Raw genomic sequence first — 17741 nt, forward strand, 5'->3', positions numbered from 1 at the left:
AATGGATGCTTTTTGAGAAGAATATGGGCACTCATTTAAGTATTGATGAGACTGCATTGTCCAATGATGAACTCTACACCGTGGTCACCAATAAAGAAGCCAAAGGTCGTAAAGGCGCCATTGTTGCCATGATCAAAAGCACCCAGGCAGACAAGGTGATCGAAGTATTACAACGCATAAACAAGCGATTGAGACAACGGGTGCAAGAGGTGACTTTGGATATGGCAGCTGGTATGCATCTGATTGTAAAACGTTGTTTCCCTTATACACACCGGGTCGTAGACCGTTTCCATGTACAACAACTGGCTACAGAGGCTGTTCAGGAAATCCGTATCAAACACCGCTGGCAGGCTATAGATGAAGAAAATGAGCAAATTGCCCGGGCCAAAAAACAAGGCATTCCTTACATACCTCACTTATTGCCCAATGGCGATTCTCCCAAACAATTACTGGCACGCAGCCGCTACCTGTTATTCAAGCATAAAGATTGTTGGACGCCTTCTCAGAAGCAGCGGGCAACCCTGATGTTTGATCGTTATCCAGCAATAAAGAATGCCTATGATATGTATATGAAGCTCGCCGACATCTTCCGTTACTGCACCTGTAAAGAGCAGGCGTTTAAACGATTGGCCTTATGGTTCAATGAGGTTGAAGATGCAGGAATTGAATCTTTTAGAACCGTGTACCGCTCCATTGAAACTCACTACGAAAGTATATTGAATTACTTTAATAACAGAAGTACCAACGCTTCTGCCGAATCCTTCAATGCAAAAATTAAAGCCTTTAGATCTTCTGCACGGGGAGTTCGGGACATTAATTTCTTCCTATTCAGACTCCAGAAAATCTATGCTTAACTACCTCATCCCCCAAAAATTTGACTTGATCCCCGTTTGATTCGATTTGAATCGATTTGTGGTGAAAAATTGAAAAGGGTCCACAAAACCAGCGTTTTATGAACCCTTTAATACGATTTGATATGGTATCCAGCGGAGAGAGAGGGATTCGAACCCCCGGACCTGTTACAGTCAACGGTTTTCAAGACCGCCGCATTCGACCGCTCTGCCATCTCTCCGGGGCAAAAATAGGGGTAGCAATTAAACTGACAAAAAAATCAGAAAAATTTAGTTCGAATATTTTTTCTACATAACCATTTTTAATTCAATATTTTGAAGTAATATCCGCGCGGGAGATCGTGCGTTCTTTCTGGTGTTTTTTCATACCTTTGATCCTACCCATCACTCCCCCTCCTGCCTGCACTTCTCCCATTCTTTCTACCTAAAAACAGCTCCTCCTTCGTTTAGCTTTTATCCAGAAACTATAGTCCAGAACCTGCCGGCTGCCAACAGCCGCCAAAAACTTTTATATGCCTGATAATCATAACTTGTATATCGTCTCCGGTGGCCCCGGCTCCGGTAAAACATCCCTTTTGGCTGCACTTGCCAAACAAGGCATCGCCTGCATGCCGGAAGCCGGCCGCTCCATCATCCAGGATCAACTGGCCATCGGCGGTTCTGCCCTGCCCTGGAGCAATCCTGCCGCCTTTGCGGACCTCATGTTATGCTGGGATCTGCGTTCTTACCGTGAAGCGCAGCTACTGCAGCATCCCGTTCTCTTCGACCGCGGCATTCCCGACGTCATGGGCTTCCTGCTCCTGAATAAATTACCGGTACCGCCCCATATCGAAAATGCGGCTCATACATTCCGTTATAACCACCGGGTCTTCCTGGCGCCGCCTTGGCCCGACATCTATACCCAGGACGCGGAAAGAAAACAATCGCCTGAGGAAGCGATGGCTACTTTCAATACCATGCAGGCATTGTATACTAAACTTAATTATGAGACCATTCTGCTTCCCCTGGCGCCCGTTGCCGACCGGGTTCAATTTCTGCTGCATAGTATTCGAACAGGTGACGACAAATGCGCAAAAACAACCTGATCAACCCGCCGTTCATTCAATTGTTACACCTTTCGAGGCAACCATTTTCTTAAAGGGGTCGCGCATAAACTGCTGCAGGTAATCTACTCCATTTACATAAAACGAAGGCAGATGCCCCTGATCATGCACGATCAGGATCTGGCTATTGGGCATGTAGCGTTTAATTAACCGGTTATAGAAGGGCCTGCACCAGGGATCTACATCACCTGCTGCAATAATTGCGGGAATGTTTGAATAAACAGGTGTTTTCGCGATCGCAGGTTCGGGCTTCACCTTCCAGCAATCACAGATCGCATGATCTACATTGTTAAAGGCAGCCCCTGCAAGCCAGGGCAGGATCGCTTCCTGGCGTTTTACCAGCTCCTTACGCGCATAAGCGATCTGCTCCGTACAATAAATGGAATACCGCATCCCATGCGACAATGCCTGATCGCCTTTAAACACGCCATCCAGGATCTCTTTTACATACACTTCATGCCGGCCATTGATCATTTCATTCATTACAAAAGGTACCGTGCTTAGCTGCCACCGGTTCAACCGGTTCCGAATAGCATCCAATAGCTCTTTCTTGGTATAATTGATTGTCAGGTCCTGTAAACTGTCCTTTTCTCTGTACCTGATCGTAAAGGTTTTGCCGGTAATTCCGCTAAAGTAGCGGAGAAACCGCTCGCGCAGCTTACCGTATACATTTTTATCTGTTGAATCGGCTTCGCAATTTTCAAAGACCTTGTCAAGGGCTTCATTGGTATTGAACAATGCCTCTTCTTCATAATTGGTATAACCCGGTAAAGGAGAATTCAGAATAAGCGTTTTCACAGTCTCCGGATGGTTTCGGGCAACGGTAAGCATCAGCCCGCCACTGTACGACATGCCGAATAAATGTAGTGCGGGTAGTTGTAAAGCCCGGCGCAGGTCATTGATATCTGCTGCACTCTCGATCGTATTATAGGCGGAAAGATCGATCCCCTTTGCTGCCAGCCTTTCCCTGCATTGCCGAACAGCCGCTAATTGCACACTGTCTTTCCGCAGGTTTTGTTTATAGGCCCTGATATTGGCAGCGATGACTTCCGGACAGTCGAGGCAGGGAATTGATTTCTTTGAACCTCGCTGATCAAAGATGATGAAACCGCCAAATTGAAAGAAGTCTGATCTTGCCGTGATCTCCGTAAAATTAGCAATGGTGCTATACCCGGGTCCGCCCGTAGTATAGAGTATTATATTTGAGTCGGAAACATTCTTTCGCAAATAAACAAATGGCAGCTTTACGGTTCTGCCCGCCGGTTGCTGCCGGTTCTCAGGAACTACTAAATAACCGCATTGGGAGATCAGTGCTGTATCCACTTTTATAAAACACTGGCAGGGTTCTATTTTCGGCAGATATCCCTGGGCCATTAACATCTCGAAGCGCAGGAGTAATAAAAAAAAAATTAAGCTATACTTCATATGAGCAATTTGAGCAACTGAATGCTACAATATCGCTTAATTCAGCATCTACGCCATACCGCTTATCATTGTTCCTGAAAACCCTGTACATTTTCGTGGATATTCTTTTTATCGTGAACCGTCGATTAAACATTCTCAATCCCGAACCAGCCCGTGGTATCCTGTTAGGTACAAACAACGAAAAATACGTGAAAAACACCTGTTTTTATCCCCTGAAATCTTTGTAATCTCGATAGTTAAAATCCCGCTGTTCGCAAGCAAGCCTACCCTGATTTTCAATCATTGATTTACCCATTTAATACAATACCATATGCCTAACGCCTGCTCCCTTCATATTGGCCTCAACAAAGTAGATCCCAATCACTATTCAGGCTGGAACGGCCAACTCTACTGCTGCGAAAATGATGCGCTTTTTTATAGTGAAATGGCAGAAAAAGCCGGCATCACCGATCGTAAACTATTATTATCCTCCGGTAGTCCCAATTCAGAAATGCCCAGCTCGGCCAACCTCAAAAAATACCTTGTACACTACCAGGAAACTTTAAAAAGCGGCGATTTCCTGCTGATCACCTATTCCGGGCATGGCGGACAGATCAGGGATCTGAACCTGGACGAACCGGATGAGGTAGATGAAACCTGGTGCCTCTATGACCGGCAGTTCGTTGATGATGAATTATGGGAACATTTCAGCCAATTTGCAAAAGGGGTTCGCATCCTGGTAATTGCGGATAGCTGCCATAGCGAATCTGCCGTGAAGGTCATCGACTCACAAAAAGACGCCGAAGTGGAAGGGTTAATGGCTGAGATCTATAATAAAATGAAACTGGTTCAGCGTTTCGCGCCTAAAGAGATCACTTTTCCCACTGCACAAAAACATAAAGAAGAATATTATGCAGCCACCCACCGGCCGCGGGTCGTAAAAGAAGATATACCTGCCAGTATCCTCTTAATGGCTGCCTGCCGCGACGAAGAAAAAGCCTGCGAATGGGATGGCTTTGGTTTGTTCACGAGCACCCTGAGAAAGGTACTTATGACGAATAAAGAGATCGCCAGTTATGAAGACTGGCATGAAAAGATCCTGCAACTCATCCCGAAAATACAACACCCCACCATCAAAGCCTACGGTTCGGGCGCCAACCTCTTCCTCAAAGAAAGGATATTACAGACCGGCAAAACGAATAGCCAGTTCAGCTTTTTTGACCCCGCGCACCATACGGCTGAGCCCATCGCCGCAGAAAATATCATCGTTGACTTCGGCAATAGCCAGGCCACCGTTAAAGCAGGTTACGAACCTGCCTCGAACATCAAACGCGATGAAGCGGCGGCAGCTCCCATCTATCTGACAAAAGCCCGCGATGGATCATCGCCTGCCTGGGATAGTGCCTATAAAGAATATTTTGAACTGAAAGCAGCGCACCCGGCAGTCTTTGTAGAGCCGGATATAAAAAGCAAATACCTCAAAGAAACACCGCTGTCAAAATCTTTTGGGGAAAATAGTTATATGCCGGGCTGGCCCAAACCGCCTAATAACCTGGGCATCGATGAATTTATCTGGCACCTCGATGATCAGCACTCGCAACTTCGCCAGGCAGCAGAGCGGGTAAAGAAGGAACTCAAATTATCACACGATCTCGACAATGTACCTGACAACATGATCCGGATAGCCCATATTGATACAGGTTATATTCCCTCCCACCCCGCTACGCCAAAATTCATTTTGGCCGATGCAGGAACGAGCTTTGTGAACGGAGAAGCGGGTAATAAAGGAACGGATCTTCTGCGCAACCGGATAAAACCATTGGAACAGGATGGACATGGTTCAGCCACACTGGCCATACTGGCAGGTAATTATATCCGGAAAACAGATTCCTATGCCGGGTATGAAGGATTTTTCGGCGGCATCCCTTTTGCCAAAATAGTTCCCATTCGCATATGCGATACAGTGTACAATGCCTTCAATGCAAATGATGTGGCACGAGGCATTGAATACGCCGTGGAAATGGGCTGTGAAGTGATCACCATGTCCATGGCTGGTTACCCTACCCGGCGCGTAGCCCAGGCAGTGAACAAAGCCTATGAAGCAGGGGTAGTGATGGTTACCGCGGCTGGTAATAACTGGACAAGAGGCATCAGCAAGCTAACGCCCAAAGCCGTCATGTATCCTGCGCGGTTCGACCGGGTCATTGCTGCCTGCGGTGTATGTTACAATGAAAAGCCCTACGATTTTGCCGCCAATGAAGAAGAAATGAAACTGCGTTCTGAAGGCGGTGATACCATGCAGGGCAACTGGGGACCGGAACGGGCGATGCAAACAGCGCTGGCCGCTTATACGCCCAACCTGGCATGGGCTAATAACAATCCTGATCATAAATACCGTTTCTCGCGAACCGGCGGCGGCACTTCATCAGCAACCCCGCAAATTGCAGCGGCAGCAGCCTTGTGGATCTTATATAACCGTCAGCAACTGATCGATAAAAAATACAGGGGCACCTGGAAGCAGGCTGAAGCGGTACGACAGGCATTGTTCCGCAGCGGCGGCATCGAGTATCCGGGTTATAAAAAGTATTACGGCAATGGTTCCCTGAAAGCCAGTGCGGCCCTCGACATCTCCGACGAGATCTTTGCGCTTGCGCTGGAACCCGCCGAAGAAGCATCGGTAAGTTTCCTGGGCATCGGCAAATTTGTTTCGCAATGGTTCCGCACAATGCCTACCAAAGATGGTATGGCTTCGGAAGTGCAGGCTGATGACGAACGACTGCAGGAAATGATGTCGGTAGAGATCATGCAGGTGATGTATAAAGACCCGGCCTTGTTTGATTATCTCGACACGCTCGACCTCGATGGCGCCGACCAGGATTATTTCGGCAGGCCGGCGGCCATGGCTAAATTCAAAAATGCGATCAAAGTTTCGCCCTATGCTTCCGCTACCCTCAAAGCATTACTTCAATAAATTAACCACCATGGCAAAGCCAACTTTTTATACCGCTTTTTGCAATAGCATGGAGAATACAATTCCAAATTTGTCTGAAGAAGCCATGAAGATCTCTGATCTTTTGCAGGAGCTGGTATTCAGCGACAAACTTTATTACATCAAGGATGAGATCTTCGATATACAGCGCCTTGTTCTGAATTTTCAAAAGTATGGCCGGCGCATCGACATCTTTTATTTTTCCGGACATGGGAAGAATGGATGCCTGCAGCTTACAGACAATCACAAGCTGGAGTCAAAGCAAATGGCTGACCTGGTAAATATTAATCTCAAAAACGCCAAACTGGTCTTCTTCAATGCCTGCGAAACCTTTACGCTCGCCCGCGAGATCATTGCAGGAAGGCAAAACACAGCAGCGCCTATTGTCCTGATCTCCTGCAAAAAAGAGATAAACTGTTTTGTGGCCGAACGGTTTGCTACTTTGTTATTCAGCCAGATCGGTCAACCCGGCACCTACCGGGATGCTTATGACAATGCAAAAGTCTTAGTGCAGGCTATCAACCAAGAACTAATTTTTAAAGAGTTCGACACCCTTGAATCTATAAAGGAAGCAGATGATCAAAATTTCGACATTGCCTATATAGAAATAGAAGCGCCGGCCGACAAAAAGAAAAAATCGTCCATCATCGGCCAGCATCCGCTTACCCGCGATGCGTTAACCTCTAACTACGTGCATGAAGTGGTAGAATATATAGCCAGGAATGCCGATAAAATCGAGCACGATAAATTGCAATTATTGAAGACGGCCCTGCTTACGGCGGAACAAATTGCCAATGGCGGGAAAAAGGATAAAGAGGCCGCCCAATTGTTTGACCAGGCGGCTGAAGCCCTGCCCGGATTTAGTTCAGGCAGTGTATTCGATGCGCTGATCAATACCGAAAAGAATTTAAACGACAATGCAGTAAAGAGCCTGATCAAAAGCAGGGAATCGGGCATTACCATCGGCGAGATGTTACAGCAGGTGAATAACATCACCGCCTGAAAAAGATCACTGCTCCTTCAGCCAGGCTACTTTTTGAACAGAACTATGTGCTGCAGCGATAATATCGCCGTATAATTCCGGACGCCGCGCATTTTTATACCGGTATGCACCGGCCTGTTTCAATTTCTCCGGGGTGAGCGTAGCGATACCAAGATCGTTGCCCAAAGCCCGGCATTCAGCGATCACATCGCCAAAAGGATCCAGGATCATGGAACAGCCATTTTTCAATTGATCGTCATCCATCCCGATCGGATTTGAAAAAACGACATATACGCCATTGTCGTAAGCACGCGCGGGCAACCATTTCATCAACCAGCTCCGGCCTTTCAGTCCATCGAATTCAGCGCGCAGCGAAGTAGGATCTTCTTCCCTTTTAAACCACAGCGCCGGGTCAACAAAACCTGCGCCCGGCCGGGGCGAAGGCGTGCACATGGTAACATGGGGCATGAATATGATATCGGCGCCCAATAAAGTGGTAGCCCTTACATTTTCAATAATATTATTATCGTAGCAGATCAGGATGCCGCACTTCCAGCCGAAGAGATCGAACACCACATAGGAATCACCAGGCGTAAGGTGGGGATTAATGAAAGGATGCAATTTCCGGTATTTAGCCACCAATCCGGATGCATCGACACATACATATGCCTTGTACAATTTGCCGTCAGCTGTTTTTTCAAACAGGCCGGCGAGGATCACCATATCGAGTTCGGCGGCTATCTGAGTAAGCGCCTGGATACTTTCTCCTTCAGGGATTAATTCCGCAACTGCCGTCAATTCCGCTTTGTTCAAATGCCGGGCAAAGGTATATCCCGTTATGGAACATTCATGAAAGGCGATCACCTTGGCGCCCTGTGATCTTGCCTGGGCGGCCAATTCACGGATTATACGAAGGTTATACGCTTTATCATTACTGTGGTGTTCGAACTGGGCGGTAGCGATCTTTATAGGTTGCATATCAGTTTATATTTAACGCACTAACTTGTCTTACGTCAAAGCAATATAATTAATTCTGTATTAACGGTTGTTGCAGCACTGCTGATTTGATATAATGGAAACATAAAATCAGATACCAGCTGTGACATTGTATTTATTCACTATGCATTCACCATTCAATGATGGGGTCCTTTCATCTGATCCACTCTATTCTTCGCAGTCTGCTCCTGTTCCTGCTTCCCTGTTCATTATATCTTTGCATTAGAAAACATAAACGATGACCAGGAGCCAGGAACTTATTCTGAAGAAAGCAGCTACCATCCGGGATTTTGAAAATGGAAAACAATTATTCCTGCAATATGTTCAGTCGCTCGATTTTGAACTCAACTTCCAGGACCTTGACCGGGAACTGGCAGAGATCGCCACAGAATACAATGACCCTAAGGGTGTGCTGTTGCTGGTGTATGATGGCGACAAAGCCATTGCCTGTGCCGGGGTGCGCAAAATTGATGCAACCGTCGCTGAACTGAAAAGAATGTTTGTGGATCCGCGTTACCGGGGACGCCAGCTCGGTCAGCAATTATTACAGCAGGCAGTAAGCGCTGCCAAAGCATTAGGCTATCGTTCCATTCGCCTCGATACGGTTCCTTCCATGCAGGCAGCTATTAAATTATATCGATCAGCCGGTTTTTATGAAATTGAAGCCTACCGGTTCAACCCCGTCCCCGGCGCTATTTTTATGGAGAAGACCTTGTAGGCCCTTACCGGTTACAGCTAAAAGAAATATAGCAGTACGGGCACGCGTGGCACTATATTTATGGTACATTAGATATGGACAATCAAAATAAACCAGGCGGCGATGAAAACCGGGAAGTAACCCTTACAATTAATGTGGACGTGCCCGGCTATGTTCCTGAGTGGTTGATCGTTCGCCACCAGATAACGGAATCAACTTTTACGGCGGCTGTAAAAAAGGCAGATTTTGCCCGGCTGGAAGCCGACCAAATGGTGGTCTCCTTTTCCATCAACGAGGAACTGGACAGATAAAGATCATTAAATACTACAATGACCGGCTGCACGGAAAACAGGCAGCCGGTCATTTGCATTCTACAAAAGGCTGAAAGATAAGGGCCAGGAAAAAATTTAAAAAAAACTGCAGGTACTTGTCCAATCCCGTTCGTCCCGGTCATTATTAAAGTATAAACAAACATTAATAATGATAAAATCGAACGAAATGAAACAGCCGATCAATGTAATGGAGAAAGGACAACGGGCATTGAAAGCATTGAACAGCCTTGGTGCTTACCTGGGCAAATCACCGGTAGAACAATCCTTATTACACCTGCTTTATTTCCGCGTATCACAGATCAATGGTTGCGCATTCTGTCTCGATATGCACTCGAAAGACCTGCTGGCCGAAGGAGAGAATCCCCAACGGCTTTTTGTACTCGATGCATGGCGGGAAGCGCCTTTTTACAGTGAACGGGAACGCGCCGCCCTGGCCTGGGCAGAAGCATTGACCCGTTTAAATGGCAGCCATATAGACGAAGCCATTTATGAGCAAACGCTTCAACAATTCTCGGAAGAAGAATTGATCGACCTCACCTTTGCGGTGATCGCCATCAACAGTTACAACCGGGTAAACATTGCCTTCCCCAACCCGGCCGCTGTAGGCATGTATACACCGGGCATGTTTGCGAATCACCAATGACCATTCACCATTGACCATTCACCATTCACCATTGACCATTCACCATTCACCATTTTACACTAACTTGTCGCGCTTACAGCGTGCTATAAAAACAAATGTTATGAAAGAATTCATGTTCATCTTTCGTCAGCCCAGTTACGATTACAGCAATGTTTCGCCCAAAGAAATGCAGGCGCTTACCAAAAAATGGCAGGACTGGGTAGGCGGTATTGCCGCACAGGGAAAATTAGGCGCTACCGGCTTACGGCTTGCAACCGAAGGGAAAGTGTTGAAACCAGGCGGTGTAATAACCGATGGTCCCTTCGTAGAGATCAGGGAACGCCTGGGCAGCTTCATGACCGTTAAGGCAGAGAATATGGAAGAAGCACTCACGCTGGCGCATGGTTGTCCGGCCCTCGATGCCGATGGCAGTGTTGAAGTGCGCCCAATATATCAATAAGACATTAGGCCGTAACCGTGCCCGGTGTTGAACCGTGGCACGGTTGAATTATTAATCTTCTATGGAAAAAGAACAGGAATCATTAAAGCATTTGTTCCAGCAGGAGTTTGCCAAAATGGTGGCGGTAATCAGTAAACAGTTTGGTCTGGAACATATCGAGCTGGCAGAAGATATCGTGAGTGAAACCTTCCTGGTGGCCTCGGAAACCTGGGGCATGAATGGCCTGCCTCCCAATCCCGCTGCCTGGTTATATGCCGTTGCCAAACAGAAAACTTTGTATCATTTCAGGCGGCATAAGATCTACGAACAAAAAGTAGTTCCTGAAATAAAAGCGCAGCAACCCATAAATGCAGAACCAGATCCGGTGAATTTTTCCCAACAGAATATTAAAGACAGTCAGCTGCAAATGCTCTTCGCCATTTGCAATCCCGCCATTGCCAGTGAAGCGCAGATCGGCCTGGCCTTACGCATCCTTTGCGGTTTTGGCATCGATGAGATCGCCGAAGCATTTTTAACCAATAAAGAAACCATCAATAAACGGCTTTTCAGGGCCAAGGAAAAACTGCGCCATGAAAAAGTACAGTTAATTCCGATCGACAATACACTCAGCGACCGGGAACTGGACAACCGGCTCGACAATGTACTGCACATCATTTACCTGCTTTTCAGCGAAGGCTATTATTCCCAAACCGAAAACACTATTCTGCGCAAAGACCTCTGCCTGGAAGCCATGCGCCTGGGCGGTATGCTGATAGAATATGAACGCACCAACCGGCCCAGGACAAATGCCCTGCTGGCCCTCATGAGTTTTCATGCTTCACGCTTTAACGCCCGCGAAAGCAACGACGATACGCTGATCTTATACGAACAGCAAGACACCGACCTGTGGGATACCGCCCTGATCAACCAGGGCATTCAGTTCCTCAATAGCTCCGCCCAGGGCGATGAAATAAGCTCTTACCACCTGGAAGCTGGCATCGCTTACTGGCATTGTATAAAGGAAGACAGTGCCGAAAAATGGCAAAACATCCTGCACCTGTACGATCAGCTGCTGCTGATCAATTACTCACCTGTAGTAGCCCTGAACCGCATCTTCGCATTGTATAAAGCCCGGGGCAAAGAACTGGCCCTGCAGGAAGCCCTGCAACTGCCCGCCAATAAGAATCATTTTTATTATCTGCTCCTGGGTGAATTGTACCGCGACCTCGACAACAAGCAGGCTATATCGAACTATCAGGAGGCGTATGCCCTGGCCAAAACACAAAAGGAGAAACAGGGTATCCGGGCGAAGATCGATAGCCTTTTATAAAAATACCTGCAGTAATGCGATTGCACAACGGTTGCAGGTTATTAATTTCGCGGGGCTGTTTCCAACTATAAATTGTAAATGGCCGGCCAGTGAATGGTTTCATGTAGCAGTTAAAAAAATTATAGCCGGAGCTGCATGAATCCTGCTGCCAGCAGCGTTATAGGATTGCTATACCTGCCAAACCCAAATAACCTTATGAAATTACAAACACTGGTTTTGTTGCCTGTTATAGTAGCTGTTCTTTCCGGCGCCATCTGGTCGCCCGGAAACAGCCCTGGCAATATAAAGCCGGCCTCCCCCATAAAAGATCCAAACCGAAGAACGCCTTTATTTTCTGCAGAAGACGTTGAACGCATCAAACAATTCTTTATCGCCAATGCTTCCTTAAAAGAGCAACCCAAAGATTCGAACTGGCGGCCCGGCTTTCGCCATAAATGTATCAATACCGTGCGGGCGGGGTTAGACTATCTCCTCTTTGGTGAATCGAGCATACCTGATAGTTTATACAGCCGCAGGGCCGTATTAAATGGTAATTTTCATAACAATGATATTACTGCGCTGGCCAAAAGGCTTCGGGATAGTTACTATATCCGCAGTTATGATACCGTACGCTTTTTGGCCATCCGCAAAGGTGAATGGGTTCCTATTACCAAGGCCGACCCTGTTTCGCGTGGACTGCAGCCTGTAGCCATGGAAAAAAGTTTATGGAATACCCTGCTTGCACGGGTAGGCAAAGAACGCGGCTTCAGCGTTTTCCTGGTCTCGGTATGCGATGGCTATCATGCAGCGCTTTTGACGCTCGATCACCGCAATACCGCTGAATTAAGGGCTTATTGGGCCGATCAAACGCACAAACATCCCTGGCGCTTTTTTGTAAACAATAAGCTGGAGGAAGTCCCCGGCAAATATGGTTGGGAGGTCATGCAGGCGAATGGACCGGTGAAGATCGTTAAAGGAATGGCAAGGGGGCTCGACAATTACATGCTGATGGCCAACCAGCAATTCTGGTGCGATTGTGGCCGGGTGAACCAAAAACCAGGTGATTGCTGTGCCGGCAATTGCTTTCCGTATATTCAGATCTGGAGGTTACAAAAGTTATTGAGTTCTTAAGTTATTCAGTTCCTAAATTATTGAGTTCTTAAGTTCCTTAATTATTGAGTTCATGAGTTTGTAAGTTATTAACTGAACAACTGAATAATTAAATTTCAAGAACCTAATAATTCAGCCAGGATCTGCGCATGGTTCTGCTCTTCATCTTTGGCCGCATAGAGCAAGGTCAGTTTTTTATGTTCTTTATACAATGATCTTAAGTCTTGCAGGGCGGGATTTTGCTTCAATTCAGCCAGGTATTTCTTTTTAAATTCAGCAAAGCTGCCTTCTCCGTTATGAAACCATTTCCGCAGTTCGGTAGACGGCGCCACCTCTTTTAACCAGGTATCTACATGGGCTTCCTCTTTGCTGATACCCCGTGGCCATAAACGATCCACAAGGACGCGGTAACCATCTTTAGCTCCTACCGGTTCGTATATTCTTTTTATAGTGATGGACATGCTGGACAGTTAAAATTTAACCAGTTGACGTGAATTTCATTATCACATTATCAAATTATCACATTATCACATTATCACATTGCTTATTTCTTCCTCACCTTTCCCGGCGGCATACCAAACTTTTTACGGAAGGCGCTGTTGAAATGTTGTACGGAAGAATAACCCAGCCTGTCAGCCACCTCTTTAATAGGAATATCACCCACGATCAGTTCCCTGGCCTGGTTGAGTTTATAATCGGTAAGATACCCAAACACGGTATTATTGAACAAGGCTTTAAATCCCTGCTTCAGTTTGAATTCATTGATCCCGGCAATTTTAGCCAGCTCGCTTAAGGAAGGAGGCTGCGCAGCATGCTGCATCAGGTATTCCCGGGCAAAATAGATACTATCGGTATCATGCCCCGGTTTTATGATACAGGAAGCGGCCGGTGCCGACCGGATGGCATCTTCATACATCTGCGATTGCAGGGTGAGCAGCTCAATACATTTCGATTGCAGGTACAGCAACTTTAACCTTCCGGTAAAGTTGGCATTCATAATATCATTTATACATTGGTGCATGGCAAAGGAAATAGGCATGTTCTCCCGGCTGAGATCAATTTCCTCACCACTGGCGATCATTTCGGCAAAATGCATCAGCGAGGGGCAGCTTTCTTTTGCCAGTTCAAAGAAAAAACGTTTGGTAAAATGCACCTCGAAGAATTTATACTTATTGAGAACGCCGCCGTATTGGCCGATCCCGCTGAACAAAGGGGTATAATGAAGATTGTGTTGATTGGCTTTAAAGTGATGCTCTTTTCCGGATGCCAGGTTCATCATCTGGCCATTGCCCTGCAGGGTAAAATGCATTTCCACCATATCTATTTCGCCGGTTATTTCATACCGCAACCGCTGGGTCTTGTTCAGCAGCATATCTCCATACACGATGTATATACCAGAGAAAGCCAGCTGTACCATCTCCGCATTGCCGATAGGAAAGGTATACACCTCACGTCTTTCTGTGACCAGCGGCTGTTCTACCATTTCATTCGAAAACACATCGCCTACATAATATTCTCGCCCCAATTCGTCAAATACATGTACACCCATAAAATCCGTTTGATGTAAATATTTATCCGTATCGTATAAAAAAGCGCAGGAATCCCCTTTCTACTTTTGTAAAGGTAAATTATCTGTTCCGTAAACAAAATAGAATAGCATGTTTGATATTTCCAGGCCAATCAATAATGCCGAGCCGGAAGCAGCCATGAACAGCGATGTGCCGGTTACAGAAGAAAATGAGCTACTACATTACATAACGTCAAAACAGTTGTATAACAAACAGGCAACACACCATTTCTTTGTAGGCGATGAAAGCAGTGTGGAACTTTTCAATGCATTAAAAACAATTGCCCTGCAGAACGATCATGAATACTTCGGTATTTTGGAATTACATCCCGAGTATGAAGCTGTGCTGTCGATGTTAAAACTGCTGGTAGACAGTGTTCCGGAAATGCCGCAGGAACCTGCATTGAATGCGATCCAATGGATGGAAGATATGCATCCCAATTGCTGGCTGGCCTGGCAAAATGCCACTTTCTATTTATCAGGTGGCACAACATTGATCTCGCGTTTCCAGCAATACCTGGCAAAGAAAAACATTGCCGGCTGGCAGGTTCGTATTATAAAATAATTAATAGATCGGCCCTGACCAGTGAATTATGCAATGGCTTCAGTAAATAAACCATATTGTATGGTAAATACCGGCGTTTCGCCGCCAACAACTAATAACATTCTAATTTTTATTTAATATAACAGGCAGGCAGGTTCGTTATTTGTGCAAAAACAGCGTATGTATACGCTTGTTACCAATCTGGATAAGTATTAACTTCATCGCGCACAACAAATAGCATTATCCTAAATCTCCTATGAGCACCTTGCCTACAACCGATGACCGTTTGAAAAAACGCGTACCACGCATTACTGTCTACCCTAACCTGGTCACCCAGAAAAAATTCTGGCTACAACTCTACAACATAGACGAATGCGTTTTCACCGTTCACCTGTATTCCCTCAATGGCGAGCAGGTTTATAAACACTTCCTCAACCATACCGATTTCCACTCCACCCATACGGTGCAGCTTCCCTGGTATATTCCCAGAGGCATCTATAAAGTAGCCATCCGTTATGGCGACAATCACTATGTACAACCGATCGTCATTGATTGACCGGAAGTCCGGTTAGGGCCGGTAAGCACAAACCCCTATCAGCCGGCGGGTACAAGTATTAGTTTTGTTTTTCCACTTGCATAAACGGCAATACGCCCGTCCCTACCGCGTTTTGTCATATATCAAATATTATAACCATGGCCAATTATCCTGACATGAAGATCTATATAGTGGATGATGATATTTTTTGCCTGTCCCTGTATGAACAGTTCCTGCGTAACCTGGGGTATACCAACATTACTTCATATAACGCCGGCGACGAATGTCTGGGTGAGATCAAAGAACAGCCTGCGCTTATATTTATGGATTATAATATGGAAGGCAAAAACGGCATTGAAGTGCTAAAACAGATCAAGGCATTCGACTCCCATATCATGGTGTACATTATTTCCGGACAGGAAAACAGCCAGGTGGCCCGGGAAGCCCTGCAATATGGCGCGCTGGACTATGTGGTTAAAACCTCTTTCAGCCCCGATAAAATGGCCAGCATCATGAAACGGGTTGAACAATACTATAACCCCCGCCAGAAACAAGGCAAAAAGTCGCTTTTCGAAAAAGTGAAGGCAGGTTTGGGAATATAAACGTTACTCACGAACCAATACTATATGCTCATGTAAACGCCCCTCTAAGGGGCGTTTTTTTTGTATATAGTTACGTCCTTCTCAATCACTGCATCCCATAAAAATGCCACCCCGCAAAAGCGGGGTGGCCCTCCTGTCCTATAGTTACCTGTCCTATAATATATTTAACATATCAGCTTTCGGTTAATTATACCACTATCATTACCGCTTGTTCAAGCCAGTGCTGTTTAGCGCCGCTGCATCGCTTTTTACAACGGGATAAGCTTGTTTCTTTTTATGGTGCTTCCAGGTCATGGTTACACCAACAATAAAATTCCTGTTACTGGTAAACGGCTCGAAAGTATATACGGGAATGGTAAAACGTTTGAAGCTGAATCCCATCATCATGCCCGGCTGCCATACATTCCCTGCAGCACGGTCATGGGTATGTTGAACCGATACGCCGGCATATAACCATCGTAAACCCTGGTACCCCAGCTCAGACCAACTGTACAGGAAATATTGCTCGTATCCATCGGTTGGTACAGAGTACTGTGATTGGGAAGAAAAAAAGAACTTGTCGTATTCCATATCGATGTTCAAACCGGTTGACAGGCCTTTGAACCGTCCCAGCGACCCACCGAACATGGGTATGAAAGAATAGTTCAGCGCATTGCCCCCGGTAAACGCTTTACCCAGGTAAAGCGAGAAGGTTTCTGCATCTTCATAGTTATACCGCGCTTCGGCATACCAGTTCCTCGCATGCTGATATTGCATTAGCGGCATATACAGGCCGGGTTGTCCCGGACTAACCACATGATATTGCTCAAGGTTTATTTCTGATTGACCAAAAGCCGAAACCTTCATCAGCAGCAATCCGAGGAATGATATAAAAGCCATTTTTATCATGCTACATTTCCAACCGGTTTCCACTCATCCTGCCCGCTTACGATTATAATTGGTGCAGTGATCAGTTTATCAAAAATGGAGATCTCTTTGAGAAAGGGATTCCAGTAAAAAATGAGTTTTTCAATAGGCTTCCAAAGTATTACCCAGCTGAACACATCGAGCGCATTGCTGAAGGCAGAATGGATGCGATGCTCCACATTAAAGATCAGCGGCATTAAGCCCTGGAACAACATGACCACGATCAAACTGAGCACCAGCAGCATCCAGTTACGCCGCTTGAACTTTTTAAACTCGGCTTCGCGAATAGATTTCTTCAGCGAAAAATGGCGTCGAATGGCATGCACGAGGGGCTCGGTAAAAACTTTATCTGATTCGTTTACGCAGGTTAATTTATAAGTAACAGATGAATATCTCTTGATACTGGGCGCATGGTTCATGAGGTATTCCTCGAACTCCAGGCTGAGCTGGCGTTTGTACACCGGCGCCGGATCATTGGCATTAAAGTAAGTATCAATGGTTTTTTCATTAACCTTCAGGAAGATATTGATCCTTTTAAAAAGAGAGTTCATAAACAGGTATTTTCAGATAAACAGACCGCACACATCATATGCCCAGACCGGTATCCAAAATGGATATTGTCACCGCAACAACCTGACTATATGCTACGGTTATTTTATTTGTAAGCAGCCAGGTTGTCCGGTTACATCAATAACGAGCAGGAGTAGCGGCTACAGATAAAAGCCATAAAGGTTGTAGCAACTTTAAATATAA

19 protein-coding genes and 1 tRNA gene are annotated in these 17741 nt (G+C 46.0%); 13 read left to right on the top strand and 7 right to left on the bottom strand.

Annotation, left to right across the window (positions count from 1 at the left end):
- The coding region (locus tag JT717_RS24630) for an ISAon1 family transposase (protein ID WP_205513710.1) at positions 1-854 on the top strand (854 nt) is incomplete at its 5' end.
- A gap of 133 nt (positions 855-987) precedes the next feature.
- Here the strand turns inward: JT717_RS24630 and JT717_RS24635 are convergent.
- Positions 988-1072, bottom strand: a tRNA-Ser gene (locus JT717_RS24635).
- 291 nt (positions 1073-1363) lie between these two features.
- On the opposite strand from JT717_RS24635, the gene JT717_RS24640 reads away from it, so the two are divergent.
- Positions 1364-1936: an AAA family ATPase gene (locus JT717_RS24640; protein WP_205513711.1), complete on the top strand. Its 573-nt coding sequence runs from the start codon at positions 1364-1366 to the stop codon at positions 1934-1936.
- Between the two features lie 12 nt (positions 1937-1948).
- Here the strand turns inward: JT717_RS24640 and JT717_RS24645 are convergent, their stop codons facing one another.
- The gene (locus JT717_RS24645; RefSeq protein WP_205513712.1) at positions 1949-3379 is read right to left on the bottom strand and encodes an alpha/beta fold hydrolase; all 1431 of its coding nucleotides are present in this window, start codon (positions 3377-3379) and stop codon (positions 1949-1951) included.
- 310 nt (positions 3380-3689) lie between these two features.
- On the opposite strand from JT717_RS24645, the gene JT717_RS24650 reads away from it, so the two are divergent.
- Positions 3690-6329 (top strand): S8 family serine peptidase, encoded by a 2640-nt coding sequence (locus tag JT717_RS24650; protein ID WP_205513713.1) that lies wholly within the window; start codon positions 3690-3692, stop codon positions 6327-6329.
- A 10-nt stretch (positions 6330-6339) separates the two neighbouring features.
- Positions 6340-7350 carry a hypothetical protein gene (locus JT717_RS24655; protein ID WP_205513714.1) on the top strand — a complete coding sequence of 337 codons (1011 nt, stop codon included), beginning with the start codon at positions 6340-6342 and terminating at the stop codon, positions 7348-7350.
- Between the two features lie 6 nt (positions 7351-7356).
- Here JT717_RS24655 and JT717_RS24660 read toward each other — a convergent pair whose 3' ends face one another.
- Entirely contained in the window at positions 7357-8307 is a 951-nt protein-coding gene (locus JT717_RS24660; protein WP_205513715.1) for a nitrilase family protein, read from the bottom strand.
- Between the two features lie 256 nt (positions 8308-8563).
- Between JT717_RS24660 and JT717_RS24665 the strand changes: the two genes are divergently transcribed.
- The 6 genes from JT717_RS24665 (at position 8564) to JT717_RS24690 (ending at position 12855) form a co-directional block, all read left to right on the top strand.
- The gene (locus JT717_RS24665; protein WP_205513716.1) at positions 8564-9043 is read left to right on the top strand and encodes a GNAT family N-acetyltransferase; all 480 of its coding nucleotides are present in this window, start codon (positions 8564-8566) and stop codon (positions 9041-9043) included.
- Between the two features lie 74 nt (positions 9044-9117).
- A complete protein-coding gene (locus JT717_RS24670; RefSeq protein ID WP_205513717.1) occupies positions 9118-9333 on the top strand; it encodes a hypothetical protein in 216 nt (71 codons plus the stop codon).
- A 187-nt stretch (positions 9334-9520) separates the two neighbouring features.
- Positions 9521-9997 (top strand): carboxymuconolactone decarboxylase family protein, encoded by a 477-nt coding sequence (locus JT717_RS24675; protein WP_205513718.1) that lies wholly within the window; start codon positions 9521-9523, stop codon positions 9995-9997.
- 100 nt (positions 9998-10097) lie between these two features.
- Positions 10098-10436, top strand: a complete 339-nt coding sequence (locus JT717_RS24680) for a YciI family protein (RefSeq protein WP_205513719.1) — start codon at positions 10098-10100, stop codon at positions 10434-10436.
- Positions 10437-10497: 61 nt separating this feature from the next.
- Complete coding sequence (locus JT717_RS24685; protein ID WP_205513720.1) at positions 10498-11745, top strand: RNA polymerase sigma factor; 1248 nt, start codon at positions 10498-10500, stop codon at positions 11743-11745.
- A 195-nt stretch (positions 11746-11940) separates the two neighbouring features.
- On the top strand, positions 11941-12855 hold the full coding sequence (locus tag JT717_RS24690) for a hypothetical protein (protein ID WP_205513721.1): 915 nt from the start codon (positions 11941-11943) through the stop codon (positions 12853-12855).
- A gap of 95 nt (positions 12856-12950) precedes the next feature.
- Here the strand turns inward: JT717_RS24690 and JT717_RS24695 are convergent, their stop codons facing one another.
- Together JT717_RS24695 and JT717_RS24700 are read right to left on the bottom strand one after the other, a co-directional pair.
- On the bottom strand, positions 12951-13295 hold the full coding sequence (locus tag JT717_RS24695; RefSeq protein ID WP_205513722.1) for a DUF488 domain-containing protein: 345 nt from the start codon (positions 13293-13295) through the stop codon (positions 12951-12953).
- Between the two features lie 83 nt (positions 13296-13378).
- Positions 13379-14383, bottom strand: coding sequence for a helix-turn-helix transcriptional regulator (locus JT717_RS24700; protein ID WP_205513723.1), 1005 nt, complete (start codon positions 14381-14383; stop codon positions 13379-13381).
- 109 nt (positions 14384-14492) lie between these two features.
- Between JT717_RS24700 and JT717_RS24705 the strand changes: the two genes are divergently transcribed.
- The 3 genes from JT717_RS24705 (at position 14493) to JT717_RS24715 (ending at position 16082) form a co-directional block, all read left to right on the top strand.
- Entirely contained in the window at positions 14493-14966 is a 474-nt protein-coding gene (locus JT717_RS24705; protein ID WP_205513724.1) for a hypothetical protein, read from the top strand.
- Between the two features lie 235 nt (positions 14967-15201).
- On the top strand, positions 15202-15501 hold the full coding sequence (locus JT717_RS24710) for a T9SS type A sorting domain-containing protein (RefSeq protein ID WP_205513726.1): 300 nt from the start codon (positions 15202-15204) through the stop codon (positions 15499-15501).
- Between the two features lie 137 nt (positions 15502-15638).
- On the top strand, positions 15639-16082 hold the full coding sequence (locus JT717_RS24715) for a response regulator (RefSeq protein ID WP_205513727.1): 444 nt from the start codon (positions 15639-15641) through the stop codon (positions 16080-16082).
- Between the two features lie 201 nt (positions 16083-16283).
- Here the strand turns inward: JT717_RS24715 and JT717_RS24720 are convergent, their stop codons facing one another.
- Entirely contained in the window at positions 16284-16961 is a 678-nt protein-coding gene (locus tag JT717_RS24720; protein WP_205513728.1) for a hypothetical protein, read from the bottom strand.
- A 5-nt stretch (positions 16962-16966) separates the two neighbouring features.
- Positions 16967-17539 (bottom strand): hypothetical protein, encoded by a 573-nt coding sequence (locus JT717_RS24725; protein WP_205513729.1) that lies wholly within the window; start codon positions 17537-17539, stop codon positions 16967-16969.
- Between the last annotated feature and the right edge of the window lie 202 nt (positions 17540-17741).

The sequence above is a fragment of the Longitalea arenae genome (assembly GCF_016924755.1).
Taxonomy (GTDB): Bacteria; Bacteroidota; Bacteroidia; order Chitinophagales; family Chitinophagaceae; genus Niastella; species Niastella arenae.

Bases quoted from the DNA above. Each gene is read 5' to 3' on its own strand.
- JT717_RS24640 (WP_205513711.1), top strand. From the start codon at position 1,364: ATGCCTGATAATCATAACTTGTATATCGTCTCCGGTGGCCCCGGCTCC.
- JT717_RS24645 (WP_205513712.1), bottom strand. From the start codon at position 3,379: ATGAAGTATAGCTTAATTTTTTTTTTATTACTCCTGCGCTTCGAGATG.
- JT717_RS24650 (WP_205513713.1), top strand. From the start codon at position 3,690: ATGCCTAACGCCTGCTCCCTTCATATTGGCCTCAACAAAGTAGATCCC.
- JT717_RS24655 (WP_205513714.1), top strand. From the start codon at position 6,340: ATGGCAAAGCCAACTTTTTATACCGCTTTTTGCAATAGCATGGAGAAT.
- JT717_RS24660 (WP_205513715.1), bottom strand. From the start codon at position 8,307: ATGCAACCTATAAAGATCGCTACCGCCCAGTTCGAACACCACAGTAAT.
- JT717_RS24665 (WP_205513716.1), top strand. From the start codon at position 8,564: ATGACCAGGAGCCAGGAACTTATTCTGAAGAAAGCAGCTACCATCCGG.
- JT717_RS24670 (WP_205513717.1), top strand. From the start codon at position 9,118: ATGGACAATCAAAATAAACCAGGCGGCGATGAAAACCGGGAAGTAACC.
- JT717_RS24675 (WP_205513718.1), top strand. From the start codon at position 9,521: ATGAAACAGCCGATCAATGTAATGGAGAAAGGACAACGGGCATTGAAA.
- JT717_RS24680 (WP_205513719.1), top strand. From the start codon at position 10,098: ATGAAAGAATTCATGTTCATCTTTCGTCAGCCCAGTTACGATTACAGC.
- JT717_RS24685 (WP_205513720.1), top strand. From the start codon at position 10,498: ATGGAAAAAGAACAGGAATCATTAAAGCATTTGTTCCAGCAGGAGTTT.
- JT717_RS24690 (WP_205513721.1), top strand. From the start codon at position 11,941: ATGAAATTACAAACACTGGTTTTGTTGCCTGTTATAGTAGCTGTTCTT.
- JT717_RS24695 (WP_205513722.1), bottom strand. From the start codon at position 13,295: ATGTCCATCACTATAAAAAGAATATACGAACCGGTAGGAGCTAAAGAT.
- JT717_RS24700 (WP_205513723.1), bottom strand. From the start codon at position 14,383: ATGGGTGTACATGTATTTGACGAATTGGGGCGAGAATATTATGTAGGC.
- JT717_RS24705 (WP_205513724.1), top strand. From the start codon at position 14,493: ATGTTTGATATTTCCAGGCCAATCAATAATGCCGAGCCGGAAGCAGCC.
- JT717_RS24710 (WP_205513726.1), top strand. From the start codon at position 15,202: ATGAGCACCTTGCCTACAACCGATGACCGTTTGAAAAAACGCGTACCA.
- JT717_RS24715 (WP_205513727.1), top strand. From the start codon at position 15,639: ATGGCCAATTATCCTGACATGAAGATCTATATAGTGGATGATGATATT.
- JT717_RS24720 (WP_205513728.1), bottom strand. From the start codon at position 16,961: ATGGCTTTTATATCATTCCTCGGATTGCTGCTGATGAAGGTTTCGGCT.
- JT717_RS24725 (WP_205513729.1), bottom strand. From the start codon at position 17,539: ATGAACTCTCTTTTTAAAAGGATCAATATCTTCCTGAAGGTTAATGAA.